General features: G+C 60.4%; 14 protein-coding genes and 1 tRNA gene. 8 read left to right on the plus strand and 7 right to left on the minus strand.

The genetic code is table 11. The features are described 5' to 3' along the window. Positions 1-3: 3 nt before the first annotated feature. The gene (locus KKQ10_RS24235; protein WP_215502484.1) at positions 4-474 is read right to left on the minus strand and encodes a hypothetical protein; all 471 of its coding nucleotides are present in this window, start codon (positions 472-474) and stop codon (positions 4-6) included. A 165-nt stretch (positions 475-639) separates the two neighbouring features. On the opposite strand from KKQ10_RS24235, the gene KKQ10_RS24240 reads away from it, so the two are divergent. Together KKQ10_RS24240 and KKQ10_RS24245 are read left to right on the plus strand one after the other, a co-directional pair. Continuing rightward, positions 640-1,314: a ribonuclease T2 gene (locus KKQ10_RS24240; RefSeq protein ID WP_215502485.1), complete on the plus strand. Its 675-nt coding sequence runs from the start codon at positions 640-642 to the stop codon at positions 1,312-1,314. Positions 1,315-1,625: 311 nt separating this feature from the next. Next, positions 1,626-3,194 (plus strand): sensor domain-containing diguanylate cyclase, encoded by a 1,569-nt coding sequence (locus KKQ10_RS24245; protein ID WP_127650362.1) that lies wholly within the window; start codon positions 1,626-1,628, stop codon positions 3,192-3,194. Between the two features lie 88 nt (positions 3,195-3,282). Here KKQ10_RS24245 and KKQ10_RS24250 read toward each other — a convergent pair whose 3' ends face one another. Further along, positions 3,283-3,588, minus strand: coding sequence for a hypothetical protein (locus KKQ10_RS24250; RefSeq protein ID WP_164747871.1), 306 nt, complete (start codon positions 3,586-3,588; stop codon positions 3,283-3,285). A 183-nt stretch (positions 3,589-3,771) separates the two neighbouring features. On the opposite strand from KKQ10_RS24250, the gene xth reads away from it, so the two are divergent. After that, positions 3,772-4,566 carry an exodeoxyribonuclease III gene (gene xth / locus KKQ10_RS24255; protein ID WP_127650366.1) on the plus strand — a complete coding sequence of 265 codons (795 nt, stop codon included), beginning with the start codon at positions 3,772-3,774 and terminating at the stop codon, positions 4,564-4,566. 99 nt (positions 4,567-4,665) lie between these two features. Beyond that, complete coding sequence (locus tag KKQ10_RS24260; protein WP_215502486.1) at positions 4,666-5,493, plus strand: arylamine N-acetyltransferase family protein; 828 nt, start codon at positions 4,666-4,668, stop codon at positions 5,491-5,493. Between the two features lie 2 nt (positions 5,494-5,495). Here the strand turns inward: KKQ10_RS24260 and KKQ10_RS24265 are convergent, their stop codons facing one another. Both KKQ10_RS24265 and KKQ10_RS24270 read right to left on the minus strand, forming a co-directional pair. Beyond that, entirely contained in the window at positions 5,496-5,828 is a 333-nt protein-coding gene (locus KKQ10_RS24265; protein ID WP_215502487.1) for a BrnA antitoxin family protein, read from the minus strand. A 3-nt stretch (positions 5,829-5,831) separates the two neighbouring features. Then, positions 5,832-6,116, minus strand: a complete 285-nt coding sequence (locus KKQ10_RS24270) for a BrnT family toxin (RefSeq protein ID WP_215502488.1) — start codon at positions 6,114-6,116, stop codon at positions 5,832-5,834. A gap of 254 nt (positions 6,117-6,370) precedes the next feature. Here KKQ10_RS24270 and KKQ10_RS24275 point away from each other — a divergent pair, with 254 nt between their 5' ends. Continuing rightward, a complete protein-coding gene (locus tag KKQ10_RS24275; RefSeq protein WP_215502489.1) occupies positions 6,371-7,897 on the plus strand; it encodes a nucleobase:cation symporter-2 family protein in 1,527 nt (508 codons plus the stop codon). A 203-nt stretch (positions 7,898-8,100) separates the two neighbouring features. Here KKQ10_RS24275 and KKQ10_RS24280 read toward each other — a convergent pair. After that, positions 8,101-8,176, minus strand: a tRNA-Asn gene (locus KKQ10_RS24280). Between the two features lie 10 nt (positions 8,177-8,186). On the opposite strand from KKQ10_RS24280, the gene KKQ10_RS24285 reads away from it, so the two are divergent. Together KKQ10_RS24285 and KKQ10_RS24290 are read left to right on the plus strand one after the other, a co-directional pair. Continuing rightward, positions 8,187-8,408 (plus strand): hypothetical protein, encoded by a 222-nt coding sequence (locus KKQ10_RS24285; protein WP_164747872.1) that lies wholly within the window; start codon positions 8,187-8,189, stop codon positions 8,406-8,408. Continuing rightward, positions 8,405-8,635 (plus strand): hypothetical protein, encoded by a 231-nt coding sequence (locus KKQ10_RS24290; protein ID WP_127650376.1) that lies wholly within the window; start codon positions 8,405-8,407, stop codon positions 8,633-8,635. The genes KKQ10_RS24285 and KKQ10_RS24290 overlap by 4 nt, the downstream gene beginning before the upstream one ends. Here the strand turns inward: KKQ10_RS24290 and KKQ10_RS24295 are convergent. Further along, entirely contained in the window at positions 8,632-8,832 is a 201-nt protein-coding gene (locus tag KKQ10_RS24295) for a hypothetical protein (protein WP_003226457.1), read from the minus strand. The two genes, KKQ10_RS24290 and KKQ10_RS24295, sit on opposite strands and share 4 nt — an antisense overlap. Positions 8,833-9,055: 223 nt before the next feature. Then, complete coding sequence (locus KKQ10_RS24300) at positions 9,056-10,252, minus strand: amino acid aminotransferase (protein ID WP_025111170.1); 1,197 nt, start codon at positions 10,250-10,252, stop codon at positions 9,056-9,058. 337 nt (positions 10,253-10,589) lie between these two features. Between KKQ10_RS24300 and uvrB the strand changes: the two genes are divergently transcribed. Then, positions 10,590-12,605, plus strand: coding sequence for an excinuclease ABC subunit UvrB (gene uvrB, locus KKQ10_RS24305; RefSeq protein ID WP_215502490.1), 2,016 nt, complete (start codon positions 10,590-10,592; stop codon positions 12,603-12,605). Positions 12,606-12,681: the final 76 nt, after the last annotated feature.

The following is a 12,681-nucleotide window of genomic DNA, read 5'->3' on the forward strand; positions in this document are numbered from 1 at the left end:
GGGTTACAGGCCAAGGCCTTCCTGCACCACCTGCAACAGGTTGTTCTCGGTCAGCGCAATCGCATCCAGCTCCTGACCGGTCTCAACCGTCTGCAACCACCAATGGCTTTCGTGGTGTTCATCGACGGTGCGCAGCAGATAGGTGTTGCGGTCCGGCAGGGTGATCTGCACGCGTCCGGCGCCGTCCTCGGTAAACCGCGCGATGGGATCAAATGTCAGGGTTTGTTGGTTGGCGTCTATCACCAGTTGGTCGATCGCGTAGTCGTGGCTTTCGCCATCGGGTGAGCTTTCGCAAACGTGGGTCGGATTGCGGCGGATTTTCAGGCCGACTTCAGTGACTGGCTGCAGCCAGGCCTCGATGCGGTGGTACAGGTCATAGACCTGCGTCGGCCAGCAATCGATCTCCAGCGCGGCATCCGCATGGATGTGCCGGGTTTGCTTGAGCTTGGCGGCCAGTTCGTCTGCTTTACTCATTTCGGATCCCTTGGTTTGATGTCTGCCTGTTAATCGTAGACCTTTCAACGGCGTACGGCGTTGCCTTGCGTCATGCGCTTGCAACACAAGCATGTCGAAATCGGCGCTGGCCAAGTCTGGTCAGGATCGAAAACCACGGACGCAGGCGTCCCAAGGAGCGGGTACATGAAAAAGCTGTTTACAATTCTGGCGCTGATTGCGCTGATTGCGCTGACGGCCGGTAGCATCGGCCTGAGTTCGGCGCGTCAGTCGAACGCCAGCAAGGTGCAAACGGAAGCGGTGGCGGGGCAGTTCGATTACTACCTGCTGACGTTGTCCTGGTCGCCGACGTTCTGCCTCACCCACAAAGATGACGTGCAATGTTCCGGCAAGGGCTACGGCTTCGTGCTGCACGGCTTGTGGCCGCAATACGCCAACGGCGGCTGGCCGGAATCCTGCCCACCGCTGACCACGCTGTCGGCGGCGGAAACCAGCAAGGGCCTGACGCTGTTCCCGACCCAAAAGCTGCTCGATCACGAATGGTCCAAGCACGGCACCTGCAGCGGTCTGGGCGCGATGGGCTATCTGGATGAGGCAGACAAAGCTGTCGGCGCGGTGAACATCCCGCAAGCGCTGCAACCGTTCAGCAGCTCGTACTACTTCGAAGCCCAGGAAATCGCCGACCTGTTCCGCAAGGCCAACCCGGGCATCCCGGCCAATGGCATCGCAGTGATCTGCAGCGGCCCGGAACTCTCGGAAGTGCGGGTGTGCATGGGCAAGGATCTGCAGTTTGGCGCGTGCGGCAAGGGCGTGAAGACGCAGTGCCGGGCCGGGGATATTCGGGTGCCGCCGTCGCGTTGATGTGACGCAAAATAGCAAAGACAAACACTGAATCTGTGGCGAGGGAGCAAGCTCCCTTGCCACAGGGTTTTGGTGAATTCGAGTGTTCCGGCAAAGAGTCGCTTGCCTGATAATTGGCGCTGATCACGCGTCAAACGACAACTGAAAATAAATCGACGCGCGGAGTTCATCCAATTGCCCTGTGCGCCGATACAACTGGGCGGGCGTGAGTTGGCGCGGCGGGTTTGCCGTGCGCACCCCGGTGGGCTACGCTCACAAAAAAATAAGGGTTTCGGGCTGCGGCCCCTGTCGTACCTGCCCAGGACACGTTTTTGACAATCCCCATTCACGACCCGCTTCAACCCCCCGGCACGCTAAAACGCCTGCCGCTGCGCAAGGCGGCAGCGCTGTTTATCGTTGCGGTGTGCCTGTGCCTGTCCGGCTTGCTCTACTTGCAGTTGGAGCAGACGCGACGCCAGGATCTGGCGACCGCGCAGATAGCCTCTTCCAACCTGACCCGGGCCATGGCGCAGCAGGCCGAAGACACGTTTCTGGCGGCGGACCTGGTGCTCACCAGTCTGGTCGACTGGGTCGAGAACGATGGTTACGGCGCCGCGCAACGGCCTCGCCTGCAAAAAACCTTCGCACGCCGAGTGCAGCAGCTGCAGCAGTTGGACGGCATGTTCCTGTTCGACCGCGATGGCCAGTGGGTGATTACTTCGTACCCGGACCTGCCCCGTGGCAACAGCGTGGCTGATCGCGAGTACTTCAAGTTTCACCTGCAGAACGCTTCCACCGTGGCGCACATCGGCCGGGCGATTCGCAGCCGCGAAAATGGCGAGTGGATCATCCCGATCTCGAAACGCATCAACGACCGCGACGGTCATTTTCAAGGCGTGCTGATGGCCGGGATCAAGATGGCGTACTTCGACCGGTTCTTCAAAAGCTTCAGCCTCGATGACAACGGCATCATGTTTCTCGGACTGAAAGACGGCACTTTGCTGGCGCGGCGGCCGTTCGACGACAGCCTGATCGGTTCATCGCTGGCGCAAGGCAGGATTTACTCGAAACTGCTGCCCGAAGCCCCGGCCGGCACCGCGACGATCAGATCGGTGGTCGACGGTGTGGTGCGTTTGTACGGCTATCGGCAGTTGGGGATGTATCCGCTGGTGGTCGCCGCGGCTTCGTCGCGCGACACGATTCTCAAGGGTTGGTATGAGCGGGCCTTTCAGGCTAGCGTGATCGTCGCGCTGGTGATTCTGGGCGTGGGATTATTTGGCTGGGTGTTCATTCATCAGGTGCGTCAAGGCGAGCGCATCGAGAAGAACCTGCGCAAGGCGCAACGGGCGCTGGAGGAGATCGCCACCCACGACAGCCTGACCGGGCTGGCGAACCGGCGCTTGTTCGAGCGTTCGCTGGAAATCGAATTTGCCCGCGGTGCGCGGCAGTCGAGTCCGGTCGGGTTGATCATGCTCGATATCGATTTCTTCAAACGCTACAACGATGCCTACGGCCATGTGGCGGGGGATCATTGCCTGATTCAGGTGGCCCAAGTGTTGAAGAATTGCTGCCAGCGCAAGGCTGACCTGGCGGTGCGTTACGGTGGCGAGGAGTTCGCGGTGCTGCTGCCGGATACCGACATCAACGGCACCCTGTCGATTGCCGGGCAAATCCGCCGCAGTGTGATGGACAAGTGCATCACCCATAGCGGCTCGCCGACCGGGTATCTGACGGTCAGTCTGGGTTGCTATTCGTTTATCCCCAGCGGTAATGACAGCCTGGAAGAGTTCATCCAGCATGCCGACGCAGCGCTGTATCAGGCGAAAAATGCCGGGCGTAATCGCGCGGCGGTGCTGTCGCTGGAGTCCAGTGTTGCCGAGTTGATGCGGTCGGATCGCTGAAACATCCATGCATCCACAGTGGCGAGGGGGGGAACAAGCGCCTTCGCCACCGGTTCATGGCTTACTACCAACCGTCACGGCGGTTCATTCAGATGCCCGAGCCACCGCCTGCACCACCGGTTCCGCCACCGGCCGCGCCTGTGCCGCCGCCAGCACCCGAGCCCGAACCCATGGCGCCGCCATTGACACCGGTGCCGTTGCCAGAACCGGGACTGCCAGTACTGTTACTGCCGGCAGGCGCGCCCGGGGTATTGTCCGGTGGCTTGGGCGTGCTTTTGTTGACATCGGGGTTGGTGCCGGAAGTGCCGGCGCTGTCGTTCGCTGCGAAGGTGGCAGCCGAGACGGTGGCGAGCAGGCCGGCGAGCAACAAGGAGGTGAGTGGGCGCGTAGTCATGGTACGTCTCCAGAAGGGGGCGGTTACCTGACGTTGGTCTGACACCGGTGGTCGTTGGTGCCGATTGGCTGACAAGCGGTTTCCGACGTCCAGCGTTGTCCGCCACCACGGGATGATCCGATGCAACCACCGTCGCCACCACAGGGTCACAATTTTCACACCCCATTCGCCGGAGTCTGGACCATGAAAAACCTGCGGATCGCCACCTTCAACGTCAACGGCCTGCGTGCGCGGCTGCCGAACCTGCTGGAGTGGCTCAAGCGCGAGCAGCCGGACATCGCTTGCCTGCAGGAGCTCAAGTCAGTCGACAGTGCCTTCCCGGCCGCCGAACTGGAGGCGGCGGGTTACGGCGCGATCTGGCACGGGCAGGCGTCATGGAACGGGGTGGCGATCCTCGCTCGCGATGCGCAACCGCTGGAAAGCCGCCGCGGTCTGCCGGGAGATCCCGAGGACAAACACAGCCGCTATCTGGAGGCGGCGGTGCACGGTGTGCTGGTCGGGTGCCTGTACCTGCCCAACGGCAACCCGCAGCCGGGGCCGAAATTCGATTACAAACTGGCCTGGTTCGAGCGCTTGATCCGCTACGCAAAAGACCTGCAAAGCAGTGATCATCCGGTGGTGCTGGCCGGTGATTACAACGTGGTGCCCACCGACATGGACATCTACAACACCCGCTCCTGGCTCAAGGATGCGTTGCTGCAACCCGAGAGCCGTGAGTGTTATCAACGGTTGCTGGATCAGGGCTGGACCGATTCGCTGCGCCACCTGTATCCCGAGGATCGCCTCTACACGTTTTGGGATTACTTCCGTCAGCACTGGCAAACCAACTCTGGCCTGCGCATCGATCATCTGCTACTCAACCCGGCACTCAGCCCGTATCTGCACGAGGCCGGGGTAGACGCGTGGGTGCGCAACGAGCCGCACGCCAGCGACCATGCACCGACCTGGATTCGCATCGGTTCGCGCAAGCGTCGGTAGCGGTGATTGGCGAAATCAATTGTCGGAGTCCAGGGGCAATCCCGTATACATGTCGGCCATCGGCGCAGCGATCCGCGCCACATGCAAAAGGACTGAGCAATGAGCGAGCCACGTCTGGCGAATCCGACGTTGTACCTGCAACGCCTGGGGTTCGATGCCCCACCGGCACCGACCCTGGAGACCCTGCGGCAATTGCAGTTGCGTCATACCGGGGTCTTTGCTTTCGAGAATCTGTCGACGATCACCGGCGCACCGGTGCTGATCGATCTGGCGTCGGTCGAGCAAAAAGTCCTCCACGGTGGCCGCGGCGGTTACTGCTATGAGCTGAACAATCTGTTTCTGACGTTGCTGCTGGAGCTGGGCTTCGAGGCGCGTGGCATTTCGGGGCGCGTGGTGCTGGCGCAACCCGAAGGCACGTGGGCGGCGCGCACCCATCGCCTGAGCCTGGTGGTCATTGACGGCGAGCGCTACATCACTGATGTCGGCTTCGGCGGCATGGTGCCAACTGCGCCGCTGCTGCTCGATACCGAGGCTGAACAGCCGACACCGCACGAGTCCTATCGCATCGAGAAGCAGGCAGATGGCTACATGCTGCGCGCCCATGTCGCGGGCGAGTGGCGCTCGATGTACCTGTTTGACCTGCAACGCCAGGAAGACATCGATTACACCCTCGGCAACTGGTACGTCTCGACCCACCCCGAATCACCGTTTGCCAGGCGCCTGATGGTTGCGCGTACCGGCGATGGCTGGCGCCGCACGCTGAACAACGGCAGCTTCGCGATTCATCGCATGGGGGGCGACAGTGAGCGGCGCGAGGTGGCGGATGTCGATGAACTGATTGCAGTGCTGGAGCAGGAATTCGACCTGCGTCTGCCTGATCAGCCGCATGTGCGTCAGTCGCTGGCGCGGATGCTCGTGCCCGCCTGATTTCAGGGCTTGGCTTCCGGCTCCAGTACCCGCCGGATTTCCCCGACCGCCGCTGACAGCTTTTTTTCCAGGCTCTTGAGGTCGGCGGCGGTAATCCCCTGCTTGAATTGCCCGGCGCGGGGTAAGTCGGCCTGCTGCGGTTTGTTCTCGGCATCCAGCAGGGCATGGCGCAGGGTGTTGTTGATCACGGTCTGATAACCGAACCCCTCATTTTCCGCCACGGTGCGGGCGGCTTCGATGACGGCGTCATCGAGCATGATGGTGATACGGGTCTTGCCCTTGTTGGGCGCCAGGTCCCCGCGTTTGCCCTGCGAGAAGTCGTATTCGTCTTTCATCGGTCAAGCCTCCAGAAAGTAAGCGCAACGTTCGCTCGGTGTGGCGACACGTGCAGAAATGATTCGAACGACATTGGCTTCGCGATAACTGTAAGCAACCACCAGCAAACGCCCTTTGCCATCGAGACCGAGGATGATCCAGCGCTGTTCGTCATGGTCGTTGTCCTCGATCGTCAGGGCGCGTTCGTCGTGAAAGACCGGCTCGGTCTCGGCAAGGCTGACGCCCCTGTGCTTGAGTTTGTTGGCTGCGTTCTTGCTTTTGTCGAACTGAATCTGGAATGACTTCATTATGCATACTTTATATGTATAAAAAAGAGCGCCGGTGCACCGCTGGTCGCCATGAACACTTCAGCCTAGTGCGATAAAAACCGGGGGAAGGAGGGGATGTGTTGCCGGATTTGTGAGCGATGGTGGTGGCGGGGATAGAAGGTTGGGTGGCTACCTATTCATTATGTGACTAGCAAGTTGTATACAACTCTATGGACATTTGTCACAAGTATTGAATACAGTGTGCGCATAACAAAAACCAGGGAACCCCCCACATGAAAACGCCCCATGTTTCACACCAACGGCCCGAGGACGAAAATCTCGGGGTCGGCGCGAATATGGCTTACGGCCTGCAACATGTTCTGACCATGTACGGCGGTATCGTTGCGGTGCCACTGATCATTGGCCAGGCGGCCGGGCTGTCGCCGTCGGACATTGGTTTGTTGATTGCTGCTTCATTGTTTGCGGGGGGGCTGGCGACACTGCTGCAAACCCTGGGTCTACCGTTTTTTGGCTGTCAGTTGCCGCTGGTGCAGGGCGTGTCGTTCTCCGGTGTGGCGACCATGGTCGCAATCGTCAGCAGTGGCGGGGAGGGCGGCTTCCAGTCGGTGCTGGGGGCGGTGATTGCCGCGTCTTTGATCGGCTTGCTGATCACGCCGGTGTTCTCACGAATCACCAAGTTCTTCCCACCGCTGGTGACCGGCATCGTGATCACCACCATCGGCCTGACGCTGATGCCGGTGGCCGCGCGCTGGGCCATGGGTGGCAACAGCCATGCGCCGGACTTCGGCAGCATGCAGAACATCGGTCTGGCGGCGATAACGCTGGTGCTGGTGTTGCTGCTGAGCAAGGTCGGCAGTTCGACCATCTCGCGTCTGTCGATCCTGTTGGCCATGGTGATCGGCACGGTGCTGGCAGTGTTCCTTGGTATGGCCGACTTCTCCAGTGTCACGCAAGGGCCGATGTTCGGCTTCCCGACGCCGTTCCACTTCGGTATGCCGACTTTCCACTTTGCCGCGATCCTGTCGATGTGCATCGTGGTCATGGTGACCCTGGTGGAAACTTCGGCGGACATTCTCGCGGTCGGTGAAATCATCGGTACCAAAGTCGATTCGAAACGCCTGGGTAATGGCCTGCGGGCAGATATGCTGTCGAGCATGTTTGCGCCGATCTTCGGTTCGTTCACTCAGAGCGCCTTCGCCCAGAACGTTGGTCTGGTGGCGGTCACCGGGATCAAGAGCCGTTACGTGGTCGCCACGGGCGGCGTCTTCCTGGTGATCCTCGGTCTGTTGCCATTCATGGGCCGGGTCATCGCGGCGGTACCGACCTCGGTACTCGGCGGCGCCGGTATCGTGCTGTTCGGCACGGTGGCGGCGAGTGGTATTCGCACGCTGTCCAAGGTGGATTACCGCAACAACGTCAACCTGATCATCGTCGCCACCTCGATCGGTTTCGGCATGATCCCGATTGCCGCGCCGAACTTCTACGATCATTTCCCAAGCTGGTTCGCGACCATTTTCCACTCGGGCATCAGTTCGTCGGCGATCATGGCGATCGTGCTGAACCTGACCTTTAACCACTTCACCGCTGGCAATTCGGATCAGCAGTCGGTGTTTGCCGCGGCGGAGGAGCGGACCCTGCGTTATCGCGACCTGGCGGCGCTGCGTGAAGGCGATTATTTCAGCGATGGCAAGCTGCACGATTGCGACGGCAATGAAGTGCCTGTGATCGAGGTCGATTCGGATCATGACCATGGTCACGGTGCGCCGAAGCCTCATGCGAAGAGCAGCGAGCACGTCTGATTGTTGCTCGTGAATGAAAAAGGGCCGATCAGTACGAGACTGATCGGCCCTTTTCATTTGAAGATCAAAAGATCGCAGCCTGCGGCAGCTCCTACAGAGGAATGCATTTCAACCTGTAGGAGCTGCCGCAGGCTGCGATCTTTTGACTTTTCGAGCGCCCACAAAAAAGCCCCTGAATCTTTCGATTCAGGGGCTTTGCTATTTGGCTCCACAACCTGGACTCGAACCAGGGACCCAATGATTAACAGTCATTTGCTCTACCAACTGAGCTATTGCGGAATTGGTGCGTATGTTACTGATTCAAAAAGAGAAGTCAAGCATCGACTATAAACTTTCCGGTTTTATCAGGACGGACGGTGATTTGTCAGTGATTGGCGATTACCAGAACCGCCTCACAGGTCTACCATGGCTGCCCGGAAGTGGTCACACGCGCTGCCGGCCATTCGCCGAAAAGGTACGCGCCATGAATCAACCCGTTCTTGTTTCCCGTTCACGCGAGGTGCTCGCATGAGCGTCGCGCAAATCAGCCTGCCCAAAGGCGTCGGCCCGCACGCCGAAAAACTCTTCGATGCCATCACCCAGGCCAGCACCGCGGAAGAATTGAACCGCGCCGGCGGCAAGGCCGAAGGGTTTGTGCTGGGCCTGGAAAGCACCAAGGCGATCAAAAGCCAGATCGCCGAATCTCTGTACGTCGCTTATGACGATGCGGCCAGTCAGCGTGCGACCGAACTGGCTTAACCGCCGAAGGTAATCGTGCCAAGCATCAGCTTGGCGTAAGCCGCCGTGGCGGCCAGTTGCACCAGCCACAGGGCCAGGCCGCCGAGAAACACCCCGGCGGCGACTTGCAGCACCAGGCTTTTGTCGCGCTTGGCCGTGGTGCGAGGGATGAAGTCATCCAGATCGTCTCGGTCGGCGCGCAGGTTGTCGTTTTTCATAGGGGTTCTCACAAAATTCTAAGGTGTACACATACCTGTAGGAGTGCGCCTGCTCGCGATAGCGTCTCGTCCGGCGAAGCATCATTGCCCGACACTCCGCTGTCGCGAGCAGGCTCACTCCTACAATGGGATTCAGGTGCAGTCTAGAGGTTAAGCGGCGTTCATTCGGACAAATAAAAAACGGGAAGCCCCAAGGCTTCCCGTTTTTCATTGCAAAGCGAAATCAGATGACCTGAACGATCGCATCCGTTACCGCTTTGATGTTGCTCTGGTTCAGCGCAGCCACGCAGATGCGGCCGGTGTCCAAGGCGTAGATGCCGAACTCGTTGCGCAGGCGGTGCACCTGTTCGGTGGTCAGGCCGGAGTAGGAGAACATGCCGCGCTGACGGCCAACGAAGCTGAAGTCACGCTGCGGGGCTTTTTCGGCCAGCAGGGCAACCATTTGCTCGCGCATGCCGCGAATGCGCAGACGCATTTCTGCCAGTTCGGCTTCCCACTGAGCACGCAGTTCCGGGCTGTTCAACACAGCGGCGACAACGCTGGCGCCATGGGTCGGCGGGTTGGAGTAGTTGGTGCGGATCACGCGTTTGACCTGCGACAGCACGCGCGCGCTTTCTTCTTTCGACTCGCTGACGATCGACAGGGCGCCAACGCGCTCGCCGTACAGCGAGAACGACTTGGAGAACGAGCTCGATACGAAGAAGGTCAGGCCCGATTCAGCGAACAGCCGCACAGCCGCGGCGTCCTCGTCGATGCCGTCGCCGAAACCCTGGTAAGCCATGTCGAGGAACGGCACATGACCTTTGGCCTTGACCACGTCCAGCACGTTTTTCCAGTCGGCCGGGGTCAGGTCGACGCCGGTCGGGTTGTGGCAGCAGGCGTGCAGCACAACGATCGAGCCGTTCGGCAGGGCGTTGAGGTCGTCGAGCATGCCGGCACGGTTCACGTCGTGGGTGGCGGCGTCGTAGTAGCGGTAGTTTTGCACCGGGAAGCCAGCGGTTTCGAACAGCGCGCGGTGGTTTTCCCAGCTCGGGTCGCTGATTGCCACAACGGCGTTCGGCAGCAGTTGCTTGAGGAAGTCGGCACCGATTTTCAGTGCGCCGGTCCCGCCGACGGCCTGAGTGGTGACGATGCGACCGGCAGCGATCAGCGGCGAGTCGTTACCGAACAGCAGCTTTTGCACCGCCTGGTCGTAGGCCGCGATGCCGTCGATCGGCAGGTAGCCACGGGAAGCGTGCTGAGCAGCGCGAATGGTTTCGGCTTCGATCACGGCGCGCAGCAGGGGAATTCGCCCCTCTTCGTTGCAGTACACACCGACGCCCAGGTTGACCTTGGTGGTCCGGGTATCGGCGTTGAATGCTTCGTTGAGGCCCAGGATTGGATCGCGGGGTGCCATTTCGACAGCGGAGAACAGGCTCATTATTACGGCGGCTCTGAATGGAGAGTGGAGGGACGTGTCGCGCTCCAGCCGAATGCACTAGAGCGGTGCACAAACGGGGAGCTAGTATAGAGGCCATCACTGAACAATGGCGACAGGCGAATCGGCTTTTCGGGTAAGTTTTTCCGATTATTTCTTGACCGTTAGTCGATTGGCCTTGTCGGAGACTTTAGCGGATGTAGGACGTTTGCCTTGAAAGCCGAGGCAATCGACTCCACATTGAGCACAATCCAGGTTTTTTCTTGCGCGACATCGGTCGTTTGCGGTCGTCCCCGTGGTGCTCCGCTTTGCTCGGAACGCCGCGATCCCAGAGGTGTGTATGTCCGAATTCCAGCTAGTCACCCGCTTCGAGCCCGCCGGCGATCAGCCGGAAGCCATCCGCCAGATGGTCGAGGGCATCGAAGCCGGGCTGGCGCACCAGACGCTGCTCGGTGTGACCGGCTCGGGCAAGACCTTCAGCATCGCCAACGTTATCGCTCAGGTGCAGCGCCCGACGCTGGTGCTGGCGCCGAACAAAACCCTGGCCGCGCAGCTGTACGGCGAGTTCAAGGCGTTCTTCCCGAACAACGCCGTCGAATACTTCGTGTCCTACTACGATTACTACCAGCCCGAGGCCTATGTGCCGTCGTCCGACACCTTCATCGAGAAGGACGCGTCGATCAACGACCACATCGAGCAGATGCGTCTGTCCGCGACCAAGGCCTTGCTTGAACGCAAGGACGCGATCATCGTCACCACGGTGTCGTGCATCTACGGTCTGGGCAGCCCGGAAACCTATCTGAAGATGGTGCTGCACGTCGATCGCGGCGACAAACTCGATCAGCGTGCCTTGCTGCGGCGTCTGGCCGACCTGCAATACACCCGCAACGACATGGATTTTGCCCGGGCGACGTTCCGTGTGCGCGGCGACGTGATCGACATTTATCCGGCGGAATCGGATCTTGAAGCGATCCGCATCGAGCTGTTCGATGACGAAGTCGAGAGCATTTCCGCGTTCGACCCGCTGACCGGCGAAGTCATCCGCAAGATGCCACGCTTCACCTTCTATCCGAAGAGCCACTACGTGACGCCGCGCGAGACCCTGCTCGACGCGATCGAACACATCAAAGTCGAATTGCAGGAGCGCCTCGAATACCTGCGCAGCAACAACAAGCTGGTGGAAGCCCAGCGTCTGGAGCAGCGCACCCGTTTCGACCTGGAAATGATCCTCGAGCTGGGTTACTGCAACGGCATCGAAAACTACTCGCGCTACCTGTCCGGACGCCCGGCCGGTGCCGCGCCGCCAACCCTCTACGATTACCTGCCGGCCGACGCCTTGCTGGTGATCGACGAATCCCACGTCAGCGTGCCGCAAGTCGGCGCGATGTATAAGGGCGACCGCTCGCGTAAAGAGACGCTGGTGGAATACGGTTTCCGTCTGCCATCGGCGCTGGATAACCGGCCGATGCGCTTTGACGAGTGGGAAGGGGTGAGCCCGCAGACGATTTTCGTCTCGGCAACACCGGGCAACTACGAGGCCGAGCACGCGGGGCGTGTGGTCGAGCAAGTGGTGCGTCCGACCGGCCTGGTCGACCCGCAAGTCGAAGTGCGTCCGGCGCTGACCCAGGTCGATGACCTGCTCTCGGAAATCTCCAAACGCGTGGCAGTGGAGGAGCGGGTGCTGGTCACCACGCTGACCAAGCGCATGGCCGAAGACCTGACCGATTACCTCGCCGACCACGGCGTGCGCGTGCGTTATCTGCACTCGGACATCGACACCGTCGAGCGGGTCGAGATCATCCGCGACCTGCGCCTCGGCACCTTCGACGTGCTGGTGGGGATCAACCTGCTGCGCGAAGGTCTGGACATGCCTGAGGTGTCGCTGGTGGCGATCCTCGACGCGGACAAGGAAGGCTTCCTGCGCTCCGAGCGTTCGCTGATCCAGACCATCGGCCGCGCTGCGCGTAACCTCAATGGCCGGGCGATTCTCTACGCCGACCGCATCACCGGTTCGATGGAACGGGCGATCGGTGAGACCGAGCGGCGTCGCGACAAGCAGATCGCCTTCAACCTCGCCAACGGCATCACCCCCAAAGGTGTGTTCAAGGACGTCGCCGACATTATGGAAGGCGCCACCGTGCCGGGTTCGCGCAGCAAGAAGCGCAAGGGCATGGCCAAGGCCGCCGAAGAAAACGCCAAGTATGAAGCCGAACTGCGTTCGCCGAGCGAAATCACCAAACGCATTCGCGCGCTGGAAGAGAAGATGTATCAGCTGGCGCGGGATCTGGAGTTTGAAGCGGCGGCGCAGATGCGCGATGAGATTGCCAAACTGCGTGAGCGGCTTTTGGCGGTTTGAAAAGTGGCTGAACACCGCCAACCCCTGTAGGAGCTGCCGAAGGCTGCGATCTTTTGATCTTGTTTTTAATCAAAAT

The organism is Pseudomonas sp. MG-9 (assembly GCF_018729515.1).
GTDB lineage: Bacteria > Pseudomonadota > Gammaproteobacteria > Pseudomonadales > Pseudomonadaceae > Aquipseudomonas > Aquipseudomonas serboccidentalis.